14 protein-coding genes are annotated in these 24,131 nt (G+C 61.8%); 8 read left to right on the forward strand and 6 right to left on the reverse strand.

Annotated features, from left to right (window positions below; translation table 11 throughout):
- Positions 1-176 precede the first annotated feature (176 nt).
- Complete coding sequence (gene rlmKL, locus HYI44_RS08460; RefSeq protein ID WP_045061008.1) at positions 177-2,447, forward strand: bifunctional 23S rRNA (guanine(2069)-N(7))-methyltransferase RlmK/23S rRNA (guanine(2445)-N(2))-methyltransferase RlmL; 2,271 nt, start codon at positions 177-179, stop codon at positions 2,445-2,447.
- A gap of 222 nt (positions 2,448-2,669) precedes the next feature.
- A complete protein-coding gene (locus HYI44_RS08465; RefSeq protein WP_225569169.1) occupies positions 2,670-5,060 on the forward strand; it encodes a GGDEF domain-containing protein in 2,391 nt (796 codons plus the stop codon).
- A gap of 157 nt (positions 5,061-5,217) precedes the next feature.
- Here the strand turns inward: HYI44_RS08465 and dacB are convergent, their stop codons facing one another.
- Complete coding sequence (dacB, locus tag HYI44_RS08470; protein WP_122838102.1) at positions 5,218-6,678, reverse strand: D-alanyl-D-alanine carboxypeptidase/D-alanyl-D-alanine-endopeptidase; 1,461 nt, start codon at positions 6,676-6,678, stop codon at positions 5,218-5,220.
- 234 nt (positions 6,679-6,912) lie between these two features.
- Between dacB and HYI44_RS08475 the strand changes: the two genes are divergently transcribed.
- Positions 6,913-7,257, forward strand: a complete 345-nt coding sequence (locus HYI44_RS08475; protein WP_007896965.1) for a YggL family protein — start codon at positions 6,913-6,915, stop codon at positions 7,255-7,257.
- A gap of 57 nt (positions 7,258-7,314) precedes the next feature.
- On the opposite strand, the gene HYI44_RS08480 is transcribed toward HYI44_RS08475, so the two are convergent.
- A complete protein-coding gene (locus HYI44_RS08480) occupies positions 7,315-8,505 on the reverse strand; it encodes a benzoate/H(+) symporter BenE family transporter (RefSeq protein ID WP_045060297.1) in 1,191 nt (396 codons plus the stop codon).
- Between the two features lie 272 nt (positions 8,506-8,777).
- Here HYI44_RS08480 and HYI44_RS08485 point away from each other — a divergent pair, with 272 nt between their 5' ends.
- Positions 8,778-9,542: a GntR family transcriptional regulator gene (locus tag HYI44_RS08485; protein ID WP_045060296.1), complete on the forward strand. Its 765-nt coding sequence runs from the start codon at positions 8,778-8,780 to the stop codon at positions 9,540-9,542.
- Between the two features lie 241 nt (positions 9,543-9,783).
- Here HYI44_RS08485 and guaD read toward each other — a convergent pair whose 3' ends face one another.
- The 4 genes from guaD to xdhA form a co-directional block, all read right to left on the reverse strand.
- Positions 9,784-11,088: a guanine deaminase gene (guaD, locus tag HYI44_RS08490; RefSeq protein ID WP_225569170.1), complete on the reverse strand. Its 1,305-nt coding sequence runs from the start codon at positions 11,086-11,088 to the stop codon at positions 9,784-9,786.
- Between the two features lie 9 nt (positions 11,089-11,097).
- Entirely contained in the window at positions 11,098-11,943 is an 846-nt protein-coding gene (gene xdhC, locus HYI44_RS08495) for a xanthine dehydrogenase accessory protein XdhC (protein ID WP_045060294.1), read from the reverse strand.
- A gap of 143 nt (positions 11,944-12,086) precedes the next feature.
- On the reverse strand, positions 12,087-14,486 hold the full coding sequence (xdhB, locus tag HYI44_RS08500; RefSeq protein ID WP_122838105.1) for a xanthine dehydrogenase molybdopterin binding subunit: 2,400 nt from the start codon (positions 14,484-14,486) through the stop codon (positions 12,087-12,089).
- Entirely contained in the window at positions 14,479-15,933 is a 1,455-nt protein-coding gene (gene xdhA / locus HYI44_RS08505) for a xanthine dehydrogenase small subunit (RefSeq protein WP_225569171.1), read from the reverse strand. Before xdhA ends, xdhB begins: the two co-directional genes overlap by 8 nt.
- 302 nt (positions 15,934-16,235) lie before the next feature.
- Between xdhA and HYI44_RS08510 the strand changes: the two genes are divergently transcribed.
- From HYI44_RS08510 to ligA, 4 genes are all read left to right on the forward strand, one after another.
- Positions 16,236-16,895, forward strand: a complete 660-nt coding sequence (locus HYI44_RS08510) for a GntR family transcriptional regulator (protein ID WP_045060291.1) — start codon at positions 16,236-16,238, stop codon at positions 16,893-16,895.
- 2 nt (positions 16,896-16,897) lie between these two features.
- Positions 16,898-20,386, forward strand: coding sequence for a chromosome segregation protein SMC (gene smc / locus HYI44_RS08515; protein ID WP_045060290.1), 3,489 nt, complete (start codon positions 16,898-16,900; stop codon positions 20,384-20,386).
- 256 nt (positions 20,387-20,642) lie between these two features.
- The gene (zipA, locus tag HYI44_RS08520) at positions 20,643-21,497 is read left to right on the forward strand and encodes a cell division protein ZipA (RefSeq protein WP_194690491.1); all 855 of its coding nucleotides are present in this window, start codon (positions 20,643-20,645) and stop codon (positions 21,495-21,497) included.
- A 154-nt stretch (positions 21,498-21,651) separates the two neighbouring features.
- Positions 21,652-24,009, forward strand: coding sequence for an NAD-dependent DNA ligase LigA (gene ligA / locus HYI44_RS08525; protein ID WP_122838108.1), 2,358 nt, complete (start codon positions 21,652-21,654; stop codon positions 24,007-24,009).
- Positions 24,010-24,131: the final 122 nt, after the last annotated feature.

Genomic DNA, 24,131 nt, shown 5'->3' on the forward strand with positions numbered 1-24,131 from the left:
ATTTTGTTGCACCAACTTTTTTACCTGTCTTTGCATCTAAGCTCCTTTACACCGAGCAGCAGGGATGGGGCGGCACACCTTCGTGCCACGCGGGCGTTCTTTTTGAAAAGCGCCTGATTGAAAACCGGACCGGCAATGCGTTGCCCGTTCACTCAGCTAAAGGTTCTGGAATCCCCATGTCCGATCGTTTCGAACTCTTCCTCACTTGCCCAAAAGGCCTTGAAGGCCTGCTCATCGAGGAAGCCGTCGGGCTTGGCCTTGAGGAAGCGCGTGAGCACACCTCTGCCGTGCGCGGCATGGCAACCATGGAAACCGCCTACCGCCTGTGCCTGTGGTCGCGCCTCGCGAACCGGGTGCTGCTGGTGCTCAAGCGTTTCCCGATGAAGGACGCCGAAGATCTCTACCACGGTGTGCTCGACATCGAATGGCAGGACCACATGCTCAGCGACGGCACCCTGGCCGTCGAGTTCAGTGGCCATGGCTCGGGCATCGATAACACCCATTTCGGCGCGTTGAAGGTCAAGGACGCCATCGTCGACAAGTTGCGCACCCCCCAAGGCGACCGTCCGTCGATTGATAAACTCAACCCCGACCTGCGCATTCACCTGCGCCTGGACCGCGGCGAAGCGATTCTGTCGCTCGACCTGTCCGGCCACAGCCTGCACCAGCGCGGTTACCGCCTGCAGCAGGGTGCGGCACCGCTGAAGGAAAACCTCGCGGCGGCGATCCTGATCCGTTCCGGCTGGCCACGTATTGCTGCCGACGGCGGCGCCCTGGCTGACCCGATGTGTGGCGTGGGCACCTTCCTGGTCGAAGCGGCGATGATCGCCGCCGACATGGCCCCCAACCTGCGTCGCGAGCAGTGGGGCTTCACCGCCTGGCTCGGCCACGTTCCGGCGCTGTGGAAAAAACTTCACGAAGAAGCCACCGAGCGTTGCGCCGCCGGCCTGGCCAAGCCGCCGCTGTGGATTCGCGGTTACGAAGCGGACCCGCGCCTGATTCAGCCTGGTCGCAATAACGTTGAACGGGCTGGCCTGAGCGAGTGGATCAAGATCTACCAGGGCGAAGTCGGCACCTTTGAACCGCGTCCGGACCAGAACCAGAAAGGCCTGGTCATCTGCAACCCGCCGTACGGCGAACGTCTGGGCGATGAGGCGAGCCTGCTCTATCTCTACCAGAACCTTGGCGAGCGCCTGCGTCAGGCCTGCCTGAACTGGGAAGCGGCGGTGTTCACCGGCGCGCCGGACCTGGGCAAGCGCATGGGTATCCGCAGCCACAAGCAGTATTCGTTCTGGAACGGCGCCTTGCCGTGCAAGCTGCTGCTGATCAAGGTCACCCCGGACCAGTTCGTGACTGGCGAGCGTCGCACCCCGGAACAACGCCAGGTCGAGCGCGAGCAGGCTGAAGTCCAGGTCGAAGGCAACGACGTCGCGCCAGGCAAGTACGAGAAGTACAACAAGAACGGCAACCCGATCAAACCGGCGCCGGTGGTGATCGAGCAGCCGCGCTTGAGCGAGGGCGGGCAGATGTTCGCCAACCGCCTGCAGAAAAACCTCAAGGCCCTGAGCAAGTGGGTCAAGCGTGAAGGCATCGACTGCTACCGCGTCTACGATGCCGACATGCCGGAATATTCCATGGCCATCGACCTGTATCAGGATTGGGTCCACGTCCAGGAATACGCCGCGCCAAAATCCATTGACCCGGAAAAAGCCTCGGCGCGCATGTTCGATGCCCTGGCGGCGATACCCCAGGCGTTGAACGTCGACAAGAGCCGCGTCGTGGTCAAGCGTCGCGAGCGCCAGAGCGGCACCAAGCAATACGAGCGCCAGGCCGCGCAGGGCAAGTTCGTCGAGGTCAACGAAGGCGGCGTCAAGCTGCTGGTGAACCTCACCGATTACCTGGACACCGGTCTGTTCCTCGACCACCGGCCGATGCGTATGCGCATTCAGCAGGAGGCGGCAGGCAAGCGCTTCCTCAACCTGTACTGCTACACCGCGACGGCCAGTGTGCACGCAGCCAAGGGTGGCGCACGCAGCACCACCAGCGTCGACCTGTCGAAAACCTACCTGGACTGGGCGCGGCGCAACCTGTCGCTGAACGGCTTCTCCGACAAGAACCGCCTGGAGCAGGGCGATGTGATGGTCTGGCTGGACGCCTGCCGTGACGAGTACGACCTGATCTTCATCGACCCGCCGACGTTCTCCAACTCCAAGCGCATGGAAGGGATCTTCGACGTGCAACGTGACCAGGTGCAATTGATCGACCTGGCCATGGCGCGCCTGGCACCGGGTGGTGTGCTGTACTTCTCCAACAACTTCCGCAAGTTCGAGCTCGAGCCCAACCTGAGCGAGCGCTACGCAGTCGAGGAGATCACCGCCAAGACCATCGACCCGGACTTCGCCCGTAACGGCAAGATCCACCGCGCCTGGAAAATCATGGCGCGTTAAGCGTCCAACATCCCCCGGACGGCCCTGGGTGTCTTCGAATATTCCAGGGTGTCCCGCATGTCTTGGGATGTCCAGGGATGTCCTGTGGGAGCAAGCTCTGCTCCTACAGACGGCGGGCTACACAGTCTCTTCTACAGTGCTGGTCAAATTAGTGGCTAATAGCTATAACTCAACCCAGGGCCAGTGGGTTTTCCCGGCACTTGGCGTTTTGAGTCTGCCTATATGTCGCTGCACGTCATGCGCCCAAAGATCCTGGGGTTTATCAGTGAACACGTTTCGGCCTGGCTGGTCGCGCTGCTGGTATTGCTCGTGGGCGGGATTTTTACCGGCTTGCTCGCCTGGTCGACACAAAACCTGTTCCACCATCAATTACGGCAACGTTTCCAGCTGCTGGCCAGTGAACGCTACAGCCGTATTGAAGAACGTTTCGAAGACCAGGAGCAGCGCCTCGACGGGCTGCGCCGGTTCTTTACCAATTCCGGTTCGGTGTCCCGCGAGGAATTCGACGGGTATGCCAAACCACTTTTGCATCGCACCCAGGCTTACTCCTGGGCCCCACGCATATCCCGGTCTGAACGGGCGGCGCTTGAGCAAACCGCGCATCAGCAGGGCTTGAGCGAATTCAGCGTGCGCGACATGGATGCCGCAGGCAATCTGCAGATTGCCCCTGAACGCGACGAGTACGCCCCGGTGCTGTACACTCAGAGCCAGAGTCGTCTCCCCACGCCGCTGGGCTTTGACTTGCTCGCCCAGCCTCAGCGCCGGGCGACGCTGGAGCGGGCTGATGCCCTCGGCGGCCTGGCGGTGTCGCAACCCCTTTACCTGGTGGGCATCGAGCCCACCTATGCCCGCGGAATCCTGCTGGTGGCCCCCGTCAGCCGCCAGCCACAACCGGGGGCAGTGCCCGACGGCTACGTCATGGCCGTGATCAGCATGCGCCAGCTGCTAGCGGATGGATTACCCGAGGAGACCCACGATTTTCTCTCGGTACGCATCCTGGACCTGTCCACCGCTGACCAGCATGAAGTGCTCTACGAATCGAGCAACACTCCCGCCGAAAGCGAGCTGTCCTCGACCCAACTGATTCGCCTGGCTGACCACGAGTATCAGGTCGAGATGCGCCCCAGCGTCGCGTTCACCCAGGCCAACCATTCCTCCCTCAGCAGCCTGGCAGCACTCGGCGGCATGCTCAGCCTGCTGCTCAGCGCCTTGCTGTACGTGCTGGTGAGCCAGCGGCAACGGGCGCTGAAAATGGTCGAGCAGCGGACCCAGGAGCTGCGCGCCCGCGAGCAGGAATTGCGCGGCACCCATGGCCAGTTGCGCGGCGTGCTGGACGCCGCGACGCAGGTGGCGATCATTGCCACGGACCTGCGCGGTGTCATCACCACTTTTAATGCGGGCGCCGAGCACATGCTCGGCTACACCAACGCCGAGGTGGTGGGCTGCATGACCCTGGAGAACCTGCACCTGCCCCGGGAGCTCCAGGCTCGCTCGGCGGAACTCAGTGCGCGCTATGGCAAGCCGATTCCAACCTGCCAGGCGATGCTGGTCGAGGGCGGCGAGGAGGGCGGCCACGAAGCGCGGGAATGGACCCTGGTGCGCAGCGACGGCAGTCACCTGGCAGTGAACATGCTGGCCACGCCAGTGCTCGACGAGCAGGGGCTTTGGGTTGGGCACCTGGCGATCTGCATCGATATCACCGAGCGCAAGCGGGTCCACGAGGCCCTGGCGGCACGGGATCTGTTGCTGAAGAAACTCAGCGCCCATGTGCCGGGCGGCATTTATCAATTCAAGATGGAGTTCGACGGGCGTTTCAGCGTGATCTACGCCAGCGACGGGATCCGCGAGATCTACGAACTCGAGCCCGACGTGCTGTTGCTCAACGCCGAGGCGATCTTCACGCGCATTCATCCACAGGACACCACCCGGGTGCGCGCCTCGATCCGGGCGTCAGCGGACACCCTCAGCCCGTGGCGCGAGGAATATCGCGTGCAGCTGCCCATCCGCGGGTTGCGCTGGGTGCGTGGCGAGGCCACCCCCGAGGAACTGCCGGGTGGCGGGGTACTGTGGCACGGCTACATCTCCGACATTTCCGACCTCAAGCGCGTGGAAGAGGAGTTGCGGGCGCTGTCGGTGACGGACTCGCTGACCGGGATCCACAACCGCCGCTACTTCCAGGAACGCCTGACCACGGAAATGGCCCGGGTCGAGCGCGGTGGCGGTGAATTGTCGGTCATCATGCTCGATATCGACCATTTCAAGCGCATCAATGACCAGCATGGTCACGCGGTGGGCGACCGGGTGCTGCAGGCGGTGTGCGAGCGCATCGGCGATCGGCTGCGGCGCACTGATGTGTTCTGTCGTCTTGGTGGCGAAGAGTTCATGGTGCTGTGCCCGGACATCAGCGGCGAGCACGCACACGTGCTGGCGCTGCAACTGTGGGAGGCGCTGCGCATGTCGCCGATCGATGGCGTAGGCACAGTGACCGCAAGCTTCGGAATTGCCAGCTGGCGAGCCGGTGAGGGCGCGGATGCGCTGTTATTGCGGGCGGATTCGGGCGTGTATGCGGCGAAGCAGGGGGGGCGGGATCGGGTTGAGGCGGAGATGAGTTAGGGTGGTTTGAAAAGATCGCAGCCTCGTTGCACTCGACAGCTCCTACACAGCTCCTACACAGCTCCTACAGGTTGCTATGCAAATAACCCTGTAGGAGCTGCCGAGTGAAACGAGGCTGCGATCTCTTGATCTTGATCTTGATCTTGATCTTGATCGATTACAAAACCGAAGCAGTCTGAGGCAGTTTCGGCTGGCGATACAGGTCCAGCAGCACCTGGTCCAGTACCGACGACGCACCAAACGGCGCTTTATCGTTGAGGATCGCCACCACCGCCCAGGTATTGCCGTTGACGTCGCGGCTGAAGCCGGAAATCGCTCGCACGGTGTTCAGGGTGCCGGTCTTGACGTGGGCTTCGCCGCGCATCGCCGTGGTCTTCAGGCGTTTGCGCATGGTGCCATCGGTACCGGCAATCGGCATCGAACTGATGAACTCGGCGGCATACGGGCTGCGCCATGCGGCCTGCAGCATCGCGGCCATTTCACGGGCACTCACGCGCTCGGCGCGAGACAGGCCGGAGCCGTTCTCCATGACCAGGTGCGGCGCGGTAATGCCTTTTTTCGCTAGCCATTGACGCACCACGCGCTGGGCCGCCTTGGCGTCATCGCCGTCGGCGTCGGTGCGATAACGTTGACCGAGGCTCAGGAACAGCTGCTGGGCCATGGTGTTGTTACTGTACTTGTTGATGTCGCGGATGATTTCCGCCAGGTCCGGCGAGTAGGCCCGGGCCAGCAACTTGGCGCCGCTTGGCGTCGCAGCCAACACGTCCTTGCCCTGGATGCTGCCGCCCAGTTCCTTCCAGATCGCCCGCACGGCGCCTGCGGTGTAGGTCGCGTGGTCAAGCAGCGACAGGTAGGTCTGCGAGCTGCAGCCTTCACCCAGCTGGCCGCCAACCGTCACGGTCACGCTGCCATCGGGCTGGGTCACCGGGTTGTAACGTACGCCACCGGTGCATTGTTTGGAATTGATGGCCTTGACCTGGTTTTCGATGCGAATCGACGCAATGGGCGGCTCGACCGACACCAGCACCCGGCCATTGTCGTTACGCGCGACAAAGCGCAGCGCCTTGAGGTTGACCAGCAGCGAATCCGGTTTGACCAGGAACGGCTTGTTGTTGTCATTGCCGTCGTCGTTGAACTCGGGCAGCTGCGGCTGGGTGAAGAAGTTGCGGTCCAGCACCAGGTCGCCGGTGATCTGGGTCACGCCATTGGCGCGCAGGTCACGCATCAGCAGCCAGAGTTTTTCCATGTTCAGCTTCGGGTCGCCGCCACCCTTGAGGTAGAGGTTGCCGTTGAGGATGCCGCCGCTCAGGGTGCCATCGGTGTAGAACTCGGTTTTCCACTGGTGATTCGGGCCGAGCATTTCCAGGGCTGCGTAGGTGGTGACCAGTTTCATGGTCGAGGCCGGGTTGACCGAGACGTCGGCGTTGAAGATGGTCGGCGTGCCCGGGCCATTGAGCGGGATCAGCACCAGGGACAGGGCGTTGTCCTGCAGCTTGCTGGCCTTGAGGGCTTTTTCGACGTTGGGGGTCAGGGCAGTGTTGATGGGGGCTGCGTTGACGGGAAAGGCCAATGGAAGAAGCAAGCCGGCCAGCAACAATGGACGCAAAGATTTGATCATGTGAAATAGAACCCTGCGGTCGAGGGGGAAAAAAACGAGGGCATGAAGATAAATTCCCTCAGTGGTCATGAAAGTGTCGGCATTATGCCCCAAGGTTTATCCGCATGTGCCGTGAGCGGGGCACCTAATCCGCTATTTTTTTACCAGCGGTAGGCCGCGCTTCCCATAGAGACGGGCAATTGGCGGCTTAAACTGCTAAAGTGCCGCCCGTTATTACTTATGAGGATTGTTCCAATGGCGACTAACCGTTCCCAGCGTCTGCGCAAAAAATTGTGCGTCGATGAATTTCAAGAGCTGGGTTTCGAGCTGAACCTGGATTTCAAAGAAGATTTGGCTGATGAAGCCATTGATGCTTTCCTCGACGCGTTCCTGAAAGAAGCCATGGAAGCCAACGGCCTGGGCTATGTTGGCGGCGACGACTTCGGTCTGGTATGCCTGCAGAAACGTGGCTCGGTGTCCGAAGAGCAACGTGCAGCCGTTGAAGCCTGGCTCAAGGGCCGCAGCGAACTGACCGAAGCGACTGTCAGCCCGCTGATCGACGTCTGGTACCCGGAAAAGCCGATCAATCCGGTAGCTTGATGTCATGAAAAACGGCGACCCAAGGGTCGCCGTTTTTTTATGCGATCTTTTAGCATTTCAGGCTTTACGCCAATTCAAGATCACCAGCGTCAACACCCCCGCCACAATCCCCCAAAACGCCGAGCCTATGGAAAACAGTGTCAGCCCCGACGCCGTGACCATGAAGGTGATCAGCGCCGCTTCGCGCTCCTTGACCTCGGTCATGGCAATGCTCAAGCCATTGATGATCGACCCGAACAACGCCAGCGCCGCAATCGACAGCACCAGCTCCTTGGGCAATGCTGCAAACAGTGCCGCCAGCGTCGCGCCGAATACCCCGGCAATGCCGTAGAAAATCCCGCACCACACCGCCGCCGTGTAACGCTTGTTGCGATCTTCATGGGCATGAGGCCCGGTGCAGATGGCTGCGCTGATGGCCGCCAGGTTGATGCCGTGGGAGCCGAAGGGCGCCAGCAGCAACGAGGCGATGCCCGTGGTGGTGATCAGCGGCGAAGCCGGCACGTTGTAGCCGTCGGCGCGCAGCACGGCGATACCTGGCATGTTTTGCGAGGTCATCGCCACCACGAACAGCGGGATGCCGATGCTGATGGTGGCGGCCAGGGAAAAGTGCGGGGTGGTCCAGACCGGCGTGGCAATTTCCAGGTGAAAGGCGCTGAAATCCAGCAGCCCCATGAATCCCGAGAGTGCGGTGCCGATCAACAGCGCGGCCAATACCGCGTAGCGCGGTGACAGGCGCTTGATCACCAGGTAAGTGAAGAACATGCCCAGCACCAGCGCGGTGCGATGCTGCGCGGCGACGAAGATCTCGCTGCCGATCTTGAACAGAATGCCCGCCAGCAGTGCGGCGGCGAGGGAGGCCGGGATCTTTTTCACCAGGCGTTCGAAGCTGCCGGTCAGGCCGCAGATCGTCACCAGCAACGCGCAGGTGATGTAGGCGCCAATGGCTTCGCCGTAGCTGACGCCGCCCAGGCTGGTGATCAGCAAGGCCGCGCCGGGGGTCGACCAGGCGATGGTGATCGGCGTGCGATAGCGCAAGGACAAGCCGATGGAGCACACCGCCATGCCGATCGAGATCGCCCAGATCCACGACGAAATCTGCCCGCTGCTAAGACCCGCAGCCTGGCCGGCCTGGAACATCAGCACCAGGGAGCTGGTGTAGCCGGTCATCATGGCGATAAAGCCGGCGACGATGGCCGATGGCGAGGTATCGGCCAGTGGGCGGAGCTGCGTGTGCGTGGCGTCGTTCATGACGGGGTGTTCCTTATTGCCTACGAAATTATCCAAAGCCCAGCGACCGCTCCTACGGGGATCGCATTCCGGCTGCGGATTCTGCGATCAAGCCTAAACTCAAAAGTAACCGATCGTTGCAATACAGCGGCGCCAACAAACAGCCATACAGTCGTGTTGCCACCATCCATTGTGTACAATCGCGGTGTTTTTTACGCGATACTTGCCAGCGACCCACTGTGCCGTATTACAGTCACGGTCTATTCGCCGCAGTTCTCCCGACTCGAGTGCCCATGAACGAACAGTTGCAGCCCCTCAAGAAACAACCGCGAGCAGGCAAAGCCGGCCGCAGCGGAACCCAGGACGATATTGTCTACGCGCATATCTTCGAGGCCATCCTCGAGCAGCGCCTGGCGCCCGGCACCAAGTTGAGCGAAGAAGCGCTGGGGGAAATTTTCGGGGTCAGTCGTACCATCATCCGTCGCGCGCTGTCGCGCCTGGCCCATGAAGGCGTGGTGCTGCTGCGCCCGAACCGCGGTGCCGTGGTCGCCAGCCCAAGCGTCGAGGAAGCTCGCCAGGTGTTCCTGGCGCGGCGTCTGGTCGAGCGCGCTATCACCGAGCTGGCGGTACAACACGCCACGGCCGAGCAAATCGCCGAGTTGCGCCAGATGGTCAACGACGAGCGTGACAGTTTTTCCCGAGGTGATCGCGGTGCCGGTATTCGTTTGTCAGGCGAGTTCCACCTGAAGCTGGCCGAAGCGGCTAAGAATGCCCCGCTGATCAGCTTCCAGCGCAGCCTGGTGTCGCAGACCTCGCTGATCATTGCCCAGTACGAAAGCGGCAATCGCTCCCACTGTTCGTATGACGAACACACCCAGCTGATCGACGCCATCGAGGCGCGCAATGGCGAGCTGGCAGTGGATTTGATGATGCATCACATGGATCACATTGACAGCAAGCTCAATCTCGACGAGGAAAGTGCGTCGGATGATCTGCATGCGGTGTTCTCGCATTTGTTGCAGACCAAGAAGCCGGGGCGGCCTGCGGCGAAAATCTGATGTTTCGTGGTGCGCCTATCGCCAGCAGGCTGGCTCCCCCAGGGTTTGAGGTCGCACGCAAATCTTGTGAACCCACAAATACCTGTGGGAGCCAGGCTCTCACAGGGTTTGAGGTCGCATACAAATCCTGTGAACCCCACAAATACCTGTGGGAGCCAGCCTGCTGGCGATAGCGGCAGGACAGGCAATAAAAATCCCCCGGGCTGAAAAGCGCCGGGGGATTTTTTATGCATGCAATTTTCTACCGCTGATGCACCTGGGTCCCCGCCGCATAAGTCTGCAGCACCGTGCGGTCATCCCCCAGGGTCATCAGCACAAACAACGTCTCGGCTATGTTGTTGGCCTGTTTCAAGCGGTAGCTCAGCAGCGGTGTGGCGTTGTAATCCAGCACCAGGAAATCGGCGTCGGTGCCGGGCTTGAGCGTGCCGATCTTGTCTTCCAGGCGCAGCGCACGAGCGCCGCCCAGGGTGGCCAGGTACAGCGACTTGAACGGGCTCAGCCGCGCGCCTTGCAGCTGCATCACCTTGTAAGCCTCATTCAGCGTCTGCAACAGCGAGAAGCTGGTGCCGCCGCCAACGTCCGTGCCCAGGCCCACGTTCAACTTGTGTTTTTCAGCCATCGGCAGATTGAACAGGCCGCTGCCGAGGAAGAAGTTCGACGTCGGGCAGAAGGCGATGGCCGAGCCGGTCTCAGCCAGCCGCGCGCACTCGTCGTCGCACAGGTGCACGCCATGAGCGAACACCGAACGCTCGCCCAGCAGTTGGTAATGGTCGTAGACGTCGAGGTAGCCCTTGCGCTCCGGGAACAGCTCATTGACCCACTCGACTTCCTTGAGGTTTTCGCTGATGTGGGTCTGCATGTACAGGTCAGGGTATTCGCCGAGCAACTGGCCGGCGAGGGTCAGTTGCTCCGGGGTGCTGGTCGGTGCAAAGCGTGGCGTCACCGCGTAGTGCAGGCGGCCCTTGCCGTGCCAGCGCTCGATCAGCGCCTTGCTTTCCACGTAGCTGGATTCGGCGGTGTCGGTCAGGTAGTCCGGGGCATTGCGGTCCATCATCACTTTGCCGGCGATCATGCGCAGGTCCAGCTGCTCGGCGGCTTCGAAGAACGAGTTCACCGACTGCGGATGCACGCTGCCAAATACCAGGGCGGTGGTGGTGCCGTTGCGCAGCAGTTCCTTGATGAAAATGTCCGCGACTTCGTCGGCGTGGGCCTTGTCGGCGAACTGGCTTTCGCAGGGGAAGGTGTAGGTGTTGAGCCAGTCCAGCAACTGCTCGCCGTAGGCACCGACCATGCCGGTTTGCGGGAAGTGGATGTGGGTGTCGATGAAACCTGGGGTGATCAGGGCGTCCTGATAATGGTTGATCTCGATGTCCGCCGGCAGGGTCGGCAGCAGGTCGCTGGCGTGGCCAAGGGCGCTGATCTGGCCGTTGTCCACCACCAGCAGGCCGTCTTCGAAATACTCATAGGAAGCTTCGATGCCAACTTCGGCGGGGTCGGCGATGCTGTGCAAAATGGCGGCGCGGTAGGCTTTGCGAGTCAAAGGCATGTGTATTTCTCAACTGGAGGCTTGGCTGCGACGTGAAGCGGGCAGCAGTTTGGCAATCGATGATCCGGCGCTGGCAGTCTGCTGGCCGAAACTGGCGTTGTACGTGGCGATGATTTCGCCGGCGATGGAGATGGCAATTTCCACAGGCAGTTTGCCTTTGACTTCGCCAATGCCCATCGGGCAGCGCATGCGTTGCAGCACGGCGCTGTCGAAGCCGCGGTCGCGCAGGCGGTGTTCGAATTTCACCCGTTTGGTCTTCGAACCGATCAGGCCGAAGTAGGTGAAATCGTTGCGCTTGAGCAAGGCGGCGGTGAGTTCAAGGTCGAGCTGGTGGTTGTGGGTCATGACGATGCAGTAACTGCCAGCGGGCAGGTTATCGATTTCATCCACAGGCTCTTCGCTGACGATCTTGCGCACGCCGTGGGGGATCTGCTCGGGGAATTCCGATTCCCGCGAGTCGATCCAGCGCACCCGGCAGGGCAGGCTGGCAAGCAGTGGCACCAGCGCGCGGCCGACGTGGCCGGCACCGAACACGGCGATCTGGGCCTGCACCTGGCCCATCGGCTCGAACAGCAACACCGTCACGCCGCCGCAGCACTGGCCCAGGCTGGCGCCCAGGCTGAAACGCTCCAGATGGGTGTCCTGTCGGCCGCTGGCGAGCATCTCCCGGGCGATCTGCATGGCCTTGTATTCCAGGTGCCCGCCACCGATGGTGTCGAAGGACTGGTTGGCGCTGATGACCATTTTCGAGCCTGCGTTACGCGGAGTCGAGCCGAGTTCTTCGATGATGGTGACCAGCACACAGGGCTCACCCTGGTGTTGCAGGTCGGCGAGGGCGTCGATCCAGTTGTACATGTTTCACCTCAAACTCTTTGGTGTCTGTTCGACCGTCATCGCTAGCAAGCTAGCTCCCACAGGTTTTTCTGTTGTTCACAAAATCTGGATTCAGTACAGAATCCTGTGGGAGCCAGCCTGCTGGCGATTAGCCGCGCCGCGGTTTAAAGCGAAGCCAGCTCGGCCTCTGCTTCAACCGCTTTCGCCGCCTTCAACTGCCGCATCTGCTCACAGCCCCACAACACTCGCTCCGGGGTCGCCGGTGCGTCGATTTTCGGTTGATGCCTGTAATCGCCCAGGCTCGCCACCGCATCCTTGATCGCACACCAGGCCGCGATGCCGAGCATGAACGGCGGCTCACCGACGGCCTTGGAATGGAACACCGTGTCCTCCGGATTCTTGCGGTTTTCCACCAGCTTGACCCGCAGGTCCAGGGGCATGTCCGCCACCGCCGGGATCTTGTAGCTGGCCGGGCCGTTGGTCATCAGCTTGCCCTTGTTGTTCCACACCAGTTCTTCCATGGTCAGCCAGCCCATGCCCTGGATGAACCCACCCTCGACCTGGCCGATGTCGATGGCCGGGTTCAGCGAGGCGCCGACGTCGTGGAGGATGTCGGTGCGCAGCATCTTGTACTCACCGGTCAGGGTGTCGATGATCACTTCGCAGCAGGCAGCGCCGAAGGCAAAGTAGTAGAACGGCCGACCCCGGGCCTGACTGCGGTCGTAGAAGATTTTCGGGGTCTTGTAGAACCCGGTGCTCGACAGCGATACCTGGGCGAAATACGCCTGCTGGATCAAGGCTTCGAACGTCAGGATATGGTCGCGTACCCGCACGTGGCCGTTGTGGAATTCCACGTCCTCTTCGCTGACCTTGTACTGGCGCGCGGCGAATTCCACCAGGCGTTTCTTGATGGTCTCGGCAGCGTTCTGCGCGGCCTTGCCGTTCAGGTCGGCACCACTGGAAGCGGCGGTCGGCGAGGTGTTCGGCACCTTGTCGGTGTTGGTCGCGGTGATCTGCACCCGGTCCATTTCCACCTGGAACACTTCGGCCACCACCTGAGCCACCTTGGTGTTCAAACCCTGGCCCATTTCAGTGCCGCCATGGTTGAGGTGGATGCTGCCATCGGTGTAGATGTGGATCAGCGCGCCGGCCTGGTTGAGGAAGCTGGCGGTGAAGGAAATACCGAATTTCACCGGGGTCAGCGCCAGGCCTTTTTTCAGGATCGGGCTGTTGGCGTTGTAGCGCCGGATCGCTTCCCGGCGTTCGGCGTACTGGCTGCTTTCTTCCAGTTCGGCGGTCATTTCCTCGAGCATGTTGTGCTCGACGGTCTGGTAGTAGTGAGTGACGTTACGCTCGGTCTTGCCGTAGTAGTTGGCCTTGCGCACCGCCAGCGGGTCGAGGCCCAGGTGCCGGGCAATGGCGTCCATGACTTCTTCGATCGCGACCATCCCTTGCGGGCCGCCGAAACCACGGTAAGCGGTGTTGGAGGCGGTGTTGGTCTTGCAGCGATGACCGTTGATGGTCGCATCGCCCAGGTAATACGAGTTGTCGGCATGGAACATCGCCCGATCGACAATCGAGGCCGAAAGGTCCGGCGAGCAGCCGCAGTTGCCGGCCAGTTCCAGGGCGATGCCATGCAGGCGCCCGGTGCTGTCGAAGCCCACGTCGTATTCGACATAAAACGGGTGACGCTTGCCGGTCATCAGCATGTCTTCGACCCGCGGCAGACGCATTTTGGTCGGCTGGCCGGTCAGGTGGGCTACCACCGCGCACAGGCACGCAGGGCTCGCCGCCTGGGTTTCTTTGCCACCAAAGCCGCCGCCCATCCGGCGCATGTCGACCACGATCTTGTTCATCGACACGTCCAGCACCTCAGCCACCAGTTTTTGCACTTCGGTGGGGTTCTGGGTCGAGCAGTAGACGATCATCCCGCCGTCTTCGGTCGGCATCACCGAGGAGATCTGGGTTTCGAGGTAAAAGTGCTCCTGGCCGCCGATGTGCAGCGTGCCCTGGATGCGATGTTCGGCGGTCGCTAGCGCAGTGGTGGAATCGCCGCGCTGATGGGTGTGACTGTCGAGTACAAAGTGGCGCTTGCGCAGGGCCTCGACCACGTCCAGCACCGGCTCGAGGTCTTCGTATTCGATGATCGCCGCCATCGCAGCTTTGCGCGCGGTTTCCAGGTCCTTCGCCGCCACGGCCAGCACCGGCTGGCCGACGAACTGCACGTCATCGATGGCCAGCAAGGGATCGCCCGGCATCAACGGGCCGATGTCTTTGAGACCCGGCACGTCTTCGTGGGTGATGGCGATGCGCACGCCTTCGAAGGCATAGCAGGGGCGGGTATCAATGCTGATGATTTTCGCGTGGGCACGGTCCGACAGCCGCGCGTAGAGGTGCAGCTGGTTGGGAAACTCCAGGCGGTCGTCGATGTACTGCGCTTCACCGGACACATGCTTGGCGGCGCTGTCGTGCTTGACGCTGCGGCCGACGCCGGTGGTCAGGTCCTTGGCGAACAGTTCAGCCAGTTCGGCTTGGGTCTTCTCTACAGCGTGATGATTAGACATAAGCGGTCACCCGAGTCTCGATGTGCGGTGTTTGCAGTTCGATAAAGTATTTGCGCAGCAGGTTTTGCGCGCTGAGCAGGCGGTATTCCTTGCTGGCGCGGAAGTCCGAGAGCGGGGTGAAATCCTGTGCCAGGGCCGCGCAGGCGCGTTCCACCGTGGCGTGGTTGAACGGCGCGCCGAGCAACACGGTTTCGCAGTGACTGGCCCGTTTCGGAATCGCCGCCATGCCACCGAATGCCACGCGGGCATCGGCGATCACACCGTTTTCAATGCGCAGGTTGAACGCGGCGCAGACGGCGGAAATATCATCGTCCAGGCGCTTGGAAACCTTGTAGGCGCGGAACAGTTGTTCAGCGCTGGCGCGCGGGATGATGATCTTCTCGATGAACTCGCTTTCCTGTCGCGCAGTCACGCGGTAGTCGATGAAATAATCTTCCAGGGCCAGGGTGCGACGGATTTCGCCCTTGCACAGGACGATCTGCGCGCCCAGTGCGATCAGCAGCGGCGGCGAGTCGCCAATTGGCGAAGCATTACCAATGTTGCCGCCCAGGGTGCCCTGGTTGCGGATCTGCAATGAAGCGAAGCGCTGCAGCAATTCACCGAAGTCCGGGTACTCGGCCTTCAAGGCTTCGTAGCAGTCCGACAGGGCGGTGGCGGCGCCGATTTCCAGGCGATCGTCGAAGCGCTCGATGCGCTTCATCTCCGCGACGTTGCCGACGTAGATCATCACCGGCAGGGTGCGGTGGAATTGTGTGACTTCCAGCGCCAGGTCAGTGCCGCCAGCCAGCAGCCGGGCCTGTGGATAAGCATCATAGAGGTCGGCCAGGTCGGCCACGGTCAGCGGCACCAGGCAGCGTTTGTCACCGCTGTTGAGTTCGCCGATATCGGTCGGCGCGATGGCTTTCAGGCGGGTAATGGTCTCGGCTTCGCGGGCATCGAACTGGTCCGCAGGCTTGCCGCAGCAGGACTGCTCGGCGGCCTCCAGGATCGGCCGATAGCCGGTGCAGCGGCAGAGGTTGCCGGCCAGCGCTTCGTGGGCCTTGTGCGAGTCGGGTTGATCGCTGTTCTTCTGCAGGGCGAACAACGACATCACGAAGCCCGGGGTACAGAAGCCGCACTGCGAACCATGGCATTCGACCATGGCCTTCTGCACGCTGTGCAGCTCGCCCTGGTGCTTGAGGTCTTCGACGCTGATCAGTTGTTTGCCGTGCAGGGACGAGACGAACGTCAGGCACGAGTTGAGGCTGCGGTAACGAATGTGCTCGCGGCCAGCGTCGTCCGTCTGCAGTTCGCCGACCACCACCGTGCAGGCGCCGCAGTCACCGCTGGCGCAGCCTTCTTTGGTGCCGGGTTTGCCCACATGGTCGCGCAGATAATTGAGCACGGTCAGGTTCGGGTCCAGGGCGTGCTCACTACGGAGTTCCTGGTTTAGTAAAAACTGGATCACGGAAGGCCTCGCAGACTCATTATTGTTGTTAACCGCTTTGCACCGAATTTATCAGGTCTGACTTTTCGGTCAATGATTTTCTGACTTAAAGGTCAGGAAATAGCAATTTGGCGATCAACAGCGCGTTCCATCAGTATTGACCCTTGCGGGGCGCCTGGTTTGTTTCGGGATTTTTGTTTGGTTCTTTTTTAACAATCCTGCGTGAATCGTGCCAAAAACCGCCGGGTGGGCACTCCGCCATGACCCCTCATGTGCGCTACACTGCGCCGCCTGTGCAGATCGAAAGAGTTTGAAGGACAATCATGACGTTCAAGGCGCCGGACAGCCTCGCCGAGCAAATTGCTCACCACCTCGCCGAACGCATCATTCGCGGTGAAATGAAGCCCGGGGAGCGGATCCAGGAACAGAAGGTCACGCTGGCCCTCAATGTCAGTCGCGGCTCGGTCCGCGAGGCGCTGCTGATCCTCGAGCGCCGCCACCTGATCGCGATCCTGCCGCGGCGGGGCGCGCACGTCACCGAATTGACCGCGCACAAGGTGCAGAGCCTGTGCACGCTGATGTGCGAGCTGTACATCCTGCTCGGCAATGCCGTGGCAACCGGCTGGCAGGTCCAGGCGGACATGGCGCCGTTCGTGCAGATCCAGCAGCGCCTGGCCGACAGCTACGAGCGCCAGGACATCCGCACCTTCGTCGATGACAGTTTTAACGTCATGCGCGCGGCGTATCCCTTCGCCAACAACCCGTATCTGCAGGAAACCGTCGAGAACCTGCAGCCGGCCATGAGCCGCGCCTATTTCCTTGCCCTGGACCAACGCAAAGCGTCGATGAGCGAGTTCCTGGAACTGTTCGAACGCCTGCTCGCTGCTGTATTGGCCCGGGACTTCCCGCTGATCCGCACGGTGCTGACGGCCTACGCCCAGCGCAGCAGCGATCTGGTGGTTTCCGCCCTGACGGACGCTTAAGCGTGCGGCTCAAGTGCATCAAGCTGGCGGGGTTCAAATCCTTCGTCGACCCGACCACCGTCAACTTCCCGAGCAACATGGCGGCCGTGGTCGGGCCCAACGGTTGTGGCAAGTCGAACATCATCGACGCCGTACGCTGGGTGATGGGCGAGAGCTCGGCCAAGAATTTGCGCGGCGAGTCGATGACCGACGTCATCTTCAACGGCTCCACCAGCCGCAAACCGGTCAGCCAGGCCAGCATCGAACTGGTGTTCGACAACTCCGACGGCACCTTGCTGGGCGAGTACGCCGCCTATGCGGAAATATCCATCCGGCGCAAAGTCACCCGCGACAGCCAGACCACCTACTACCTCAACGGCACCAAGTGCCGGCGTCGCGACATCACCGACATCTTCCTCGGTACCGGCCTGGGGCCGCGCAGCTACTCGATCATCGAGCAGGGGATGATCTCCAAGCTGATCGAGTCCAAACCCGAGGACCTGCGCAACTTTATTGAAGAAGCCGCGGGCATCTCCAAGTACAAGGAGCGCCGGCGCGAGACCGAAAACCGCATCCGTCGCACCCACGAAAACCTCGAGCGCCTGACCGACCTGCGCGAAGAGCTCACCCGTCAACTCGAGCGCCTGCACCGCCAGGCCGAGTCGGCCAAGAAGTACCAGGAACTCAAGGGCGAGGAGCGTCAGCTCAAGGCGCAATTGTCGGCCCTGCGCTGGCAGGCGTTGAATGACCAGGTGGGGCAGCGCGAAGCCATTATCGGCACCCAGGAAATCACCTTCGAGGCGCTGGTCGCCGAGCAGCGCAATGCCGATGCGAGCATCGAGCGCTTGCGTGACGGGCACCACGACCTGTCCGAACGCTTCAACCTGGTGCAGGGACGCTTCTATTCCGTCGGCGGCGACATCGCCCGGGTCGAGCAGAGCATCCAGCACGGCCAGCAGCGACTGCGCCAGTTGCAGGACGATCTCAAAGAAGCCGAGCGCGCGCGCCTGGAAACCGAATCGCACCTGGGGCACGACCGCACGCTGCTGCTGACCCTCGGCGAAGAGCTGGACATGCTTACCCCGGAACAGGAGGTCACCAGCGCGGCCGCCGAAGAGGCCGCCGCAGCCCTGGAAGAATCCGAAACCACCATGCATGGCTGGCAGGAGCAGTGGGACACGTTCAACCTGACCGCTGCCGAGCCGCGGCGCCAGGCCGAAGTGCAGCAGTCGCGCATCCAGCAGCTGGAAACCAGCATGGAGCGCCTGGCCGACCGGCAGAAGCGCCTGGGTGAAGAGCGCGCGTTGCTTTCAGCCGACCCGGAAGACGCCGCGATCATGGAGCTCAGCGAACAGCTGGCGGCCAGCGAGGCGACCCTGGAAGACTTGCAGGCCAGCGAAGAAGCCCAGGTCGAACGCCTGGAGCAGTTGCGCCAGGAGCTGCAGCAGGCGCTGTCGGCGCAGCAGCAGGCCCAGGGTGATCTGCAGCGGCTCAACGGTCGGCTGGCGTCCCTGGAAGCCCTGCAGCAGGCCGCGCTCGATCCGGGTACCGGCACCGCCGAATGGTTGCGTGAACAGCATCTGGCCGACCGCCCGCGCCTGGCCGAAGGCCTCAAAGTTGAAGCAGGCTGGGAGCTGGCGGTAGAGACCGTACTGGGTGCCGACCTGCAAGCCGTGCTGGTGGATGATTTCAGCGACTACGACCTGGCCGGTTTCGCCCAGGGCGACCTGCGCCTGCTGAGCCCGGCCAGCGATGGCCTGCGCGTGCCCGGCAGCCTGCTGGACAAGGTCGAGGCGCAAATAGACCTGGCGCCCTGGCTGGGGCAGGTCAAGCCGGTCGACAGCCTCGAACAGGCCCTGGCGCTGCGCGGCCAGTTGAGCGCCGGCGAAAGCCTGATCAGTCGCGACGGTTACTGGGTCGGCCGGCATTTCCTGCGGGTGCGCCGGGCCAGCGAAGCCGAGAGCGGTGTGCTGGCGCGGGGCCAGGAAATCCAGAACCTTGGCCTTGAGCGTGAAGAGCGCGAAGCCACCGTCGAGACCCTGGAAACCCAGCTGCAGAATCTGCGGGCGCAACAGCGGCAGCAGGAGAACGGCCGCGAACATTTGCGTCGCCTGTTGCAGGACGAAGCGCGCCAGCAAGGCGAATTAAAAGCCCAGTTGTCCGCCGGCAAAGCCAAGGCCGAGCAGCTGTCATTGCGTCGCACCCGGCTCGACGAAGAACTCACCGAGCTTGCCGAACAGCGCGCCCTGGAACACGAAAACATCGGCGAGGCGCGCCTGCAGTTGCAGGAAGCCCTCGACAGCATGGCGCTCGATACCGAGCAGCGCGAGTTGCTGCTGGCGCAACGGGACAGCCTGCGCGAGCGCCTCGATCGAGTGCGCCAGGAAGCCCGCCAGCACAAGGATCACGCGCACCAGCTGGCCGTGCGCCTCGGTTCGCTCAAGGCGCAACACGATTCCACGCGCCAGGCCCTGGAGCGCCTGGAGATGCAGTCCGAGCGCCTGACCGAAAAGCGCGAGCAACTGAGCCTCAATCTGGAGGAGGGCGAGGCACCGCTGGAAGAGCTGCGCCTAAAGCTCGAAGAACTGCTCGACAAGCGCATGACCGTCGACGAAGAACTCAAGACCGCGCAGATCGCCCTGGAAGATGCCGACCGCGAATTGCGCGACGCGGAAAAACGCCGCAGCCAGGCCGAGCAGCAGTCGCAGCTGATTCGCAGCCAGCTGGAAACCCAGCGCATGGAATGGCAGGCCCTGACCGTGCGCCGCACCTCCTTGCAGGACCAACTGCTGGAGGATGGCTACGACCTGCACGGCGTGCTCGCCACCCTCACGGCCGAGGCCAGCGAGAAGGACGCCGAGGAAGAACTCGAGCGCATTGCCGCGCGCATTCAACGCCTGGGCGCGATCAACCTCGCAGCCATCGACGAGTACACGCAACAGTCCGAGCGCAAACGTTATCTGGATGCGCAGAACGACGATCTGGTGGAAGCGCTGGACACCCTCGAAAACGTCATTCGCAAGATCGACAAGGAAACCCGTAACCGCTTCAAAGATACCTTTGATCAGATCAATGGCGGATTACAGGCACTTTTCCCAAAAGTTTTCGGTGGAGGGCGCGCCTATTTGGAACTGACGGGCGAAGATCTACTCGATACAGGGGTGACGATCATGGCGCAGCCGCCCGGAAAGAAGAACAGCACCATCCATTTGCTCTCCGGCGGTGAAAAAGCCCTGACTGCACTGGCCCTGGTTTTTGCGATCTTCAAGTTGAATCCGGCGCCGTTCTGCATGCTCGATGAGGTTGACGCTCCACTGGATGACGCTAACGTTGGACGCTACGCCCGACTGGTCAAGGAAATGTCGCAGACGGTGCAATTCATCTACATCACCCACAACAAGATCGCCATGGAAATGGCCGATCAACTGATGGGGGTGACGATGCACGAGCCGGGCTGCTCCAGGCTGGTAGCAGTGGATGTCGAGGAAGCGATGGCGATGGTGGATGCCTGAGGCGCATTTGCAGGAAGGGACTATAGGTGCGAATGACGTGTTTGAGGGCGTTGTCGTACAGCTAATTTGACATATTCGCACTGGGCGGGAAGACAGACGGTGTAAAGTTGCCTTTGGTCGTGCTAGTTTAATATCAATTTTTCGTATACGTGGGCAAAACGCCTGTCAGAACATAGAGTTGGCGCCACGTTTTAAAGCGGTTTGCGAGTTGTAAACCCCTTATTTTTCAGCATTTTTTATAGAGGCACGGGATTACATGGAAATCGGTCTGCGCGAGTGGCTGATCGTCATCGGCATCATTGTCATTGCCGGTATTCTTTTTGATGGCTGGCGCCGTATGCGCGGCGGCAAGGGAAAACTGAAATTCCGTCTTGACCGAAATTTATCCAATCTGCCGGACGAGGACACCAGCGCCGAGCTGTTGGGCCCGCCCCGCGTCCTGGACACCCATAAGGAACCGCAGCTGGACGAGCATGATCTGCCGTCGGTGAGCATGCCGGCCCGTGACGCCCGTGAATCGGGTGCCAAGCGTGGCAAGCGTGGCCACGGCGAGCCGTCCCAGGGCGACCTGAACCTCAACCTCGACCTGGACGGCGGTCCGAGCTTCAGCAGCCGTGACGACGATTTCCCGGACGACACCAAGCCGGCGCACGCCAGCAGCGAGCGGGATCAGCCGCAAGCCGAGGAAGTGCTGGTAATCAGCGTGATCTGCCGTGACGCGGCCGGCTTCAAAGGCCCGGCGCTGCTGCAGAACATTCTGGAAAGCGGCCTGCGCTTCGGCGAAATGGACATCTTCCACCGCCACGAAAGCATGGCTGGCAACGGTGAAGTGCTGTTCTCCATGGCCAACGCCGTGAAGCCGGGGGTGTTTGACCTGGACGATATCGACCACTTCAGCACGCCGGCGGTGAGCTTCTTCCTCGGCCTGCCAGGCCCGCGTCATCCGAAGCAGGCCTTCGAAGTGATGGTGGCGGCGGCGCGCAAGCTGTCCCAGGAATTGAACGGCGAATTGAAAGACGACCAGCGCAGCGTGCTGACCGCCCAGACGATCGAGCATTACCGTCAGCGCATCGTGGAATTTGAACGTCGTGCGCTGACTCAGAAACGATAGAGGCAAAAAGATCGCAGCCTCGTTTTACTCGACAGCTCCTACAGGGACCGCGTTATTTTCTGTAGGAGCTGTCGAGTAAAACGAGGCTGCGATCTCTTGATCCAGATAAGATTGAGCAGCCTAGGCTGCTCTTTTGCTTTATGAGAGAACACCCATGACCGCCGCCAAAACCCGCATTCTAGAGCTGCGCACCGAGCTCGATCAGCACAACTATCGCTATCACGTGATGGATGAGCCGAGCATTCCGGACGCGGAGTACGATCGCCTGTTCCACGAGCTCAAGGCCCTTGAAGCCGCGCATCCGGAACTGGTCACCAGCGACTCGCCCACCCAGCGCGTTGGCAGCGCGGCATTGTCGGCGTTCACCCAGGTGCGTCATGAAGTGCCGATGCTCAGCCTCGGTAACGCCTTTGAAGAAACCGACATGCGTGAGTTTGATCGTCGGGTCACCGAAGGTCTGGATCTGCCGGTCGGTGACCTGCTGGGCGGCGGTGCGGCGGTTGAATACAGCTGTGAGCCCAAGCTCGATGGTCTGGCGGTCAGCCTGTTGTATCAGGATGGCGTACTGGTGCGCGGCGCGACGCGTGGCGACGGTACGACCGGTGAAGACATCAGCGTCAACGTGCGCACCGTGCGCAACATCCCGCTCAAGCTGCAAGGCAGCGGCTGGCCGGCGACCCTGGAAGTCCGTGGCGAAGTGTTCATGTCCAAAGCCGGCTTCGAGCGGCTCAACGCCACTCAGCTGGAAGTCGGCGGCAAGACCTTCGCCAACCCGCGCAATGCCGCCGCTGGCAGCTTGCGCCAGCTGGATTCGAAGATCACCGCCAACCGTCCTCTGGAATTCTGCTGTTATGGCATCGGCCAGGTCTCGGCCGACATCGCCGACACCCACATCGGCAACCTCAAGCAGTTGCAACAGTGGGGCATGCCAATCAGCCGCGAGCTGAAGCTGGCCCACGGTATCGACGAATGCCTGGATTACTACCGCGACATCGGCGAACGTCGCAACAGCCTGGCTTACGAAATCGACGGCGTGGTGTTCAAGGTCAACAGCATCGCCTCCCAGCGCGAGCTGGGCTTCCGTGCGCGCGAGCCGCGCTGGGCCATCGCGCACAAATTCCCGGCGATGGAAGAGCTCACCGAACTGCTCGACGTCGAGTTCCAGGTCGGACGCACCGGCGCGGTCACCCCGGTAGCGCGCTTGAAGCCGGTCAAGGTCGCGGGTGTGACCGTGGCCAATGCGACCTTGCACAACATGGACGAAGTCGCGCGACTGGGGCTGATGATCGGCGATACCGTGATTATCCGCCGCGCGGGCGACGTGATCCCGCAGGTGGTGCAAGTCGTCACCGAGCGCCGCCCCGAAAACGCCCGGGCGGTGCAGATTCCCGAGCAATGCCCGGTGTGTGGCTCGCACGTCGAGCGCACCCAGCTGGTCAAGCGCAGCAAGGGCCGCGAGACGGTCAGTGAGGGCGCGGTGTATCGCTGCGTCGGTCGCCTGGCCTGTGGCGCACAGCTCAAGCAGGCGATCATCCACTTCGTCTCGCGCCGTGCCATGGACATCGAAGGCCTGGGCGACAAGAGCGTCGAACAGTTGGTCGACGAAGGGCTGGTGAGCTCGCCGGCAGATCTGTATGCCCTCAAGTTCGAGGACATCGTCGACCTCGAAGGCTTTGCCGAGCTGTCGAGCAAAAAACTCCTCAGCGCCATCGAAGACAGCAAGAAACCGAGCCTGGCGCGTTTCATCTACGCCCTCGGGATTCCCGATGTCGGCGAAGAGACGGCCAAGGTCCTGGCGCGCTCCCTGGGTTCCCTGGAGCGCGTGCAGCAAGCCTTGCCACAAGTGCTCACGTACCTGCCGGACGTCGGCCTGGAAGTGGCACACGAGATCCACAGCTTCTTCGAGGACGCGCACAACCGCCAGGTCATCGCCGAATTGCTCAAGCACGGCCTGGAGATTCAGGACCAGGGCGAACTGGGCGCCGAATTCTCCGCCAGCACCACCCTGGGCGGGTTCCTCGACAAGCTGCACATCCCCTCGGTGGGCCCGGGCGGCGCACAGAAGCTGGCCGACAAGTTCGGCTCGCTGGAAGCGGTGATGAATGCCGACTGGCTGGACATGCGCCAGGCCTTGCCGGAAAAGCAGGCGAACGCGGTGCGGGAGTTTTTCGCCATTGAAGACAATCGCCAGCGCGCGTTGAAGGCCGAGGCGCAGTTGAACGAGTTCGGCATGCACTGGCTGAGCGAGAAAAAAGTCGTCGAAGGCTTGCCGCTGGCCGGGCAAACCTGGGTCCTGACCGGTTCGCTGGAACTGATGAGCCGCGACGTGGCCAAGGACAAGCTGGAAAGCCTGGGCGCCAAGGTCGCAGGCTCGGTATCGGCCAAGACCCATTGCGTGGTGGCAGGGCCGGGTGCGGGTTCGAAACTGGCCAAGGCCAACGAGCTGGGGCTCAAGGTGCTGGACGAAGAGGCGTTTGTCGGGTTCCTGAAAGACCACGGCGTCCCGATCTGACAAACAGGATCAACAGATCGTCCGATCGCGGCCCGAGCCTGCGGCAGCTCCTACAGGGCACTCACACCACCCCCGTTGGAGCTGCCGGAAGGCTCGGGCCGCGATCGGACGATCTTTTGATC

This window comes from Pseudomonas sp. Y24-6 (assembly GCF_020295325.1).
In the GTDB taxonomy this organism is placed as follows: Bacteria; Pseudomonadota; Gammaproteobacteria; order Pseudomonadales; family Pseudomonadaceae; genus Aquipseudomonas; species Aquipseudomonas gregormendelii.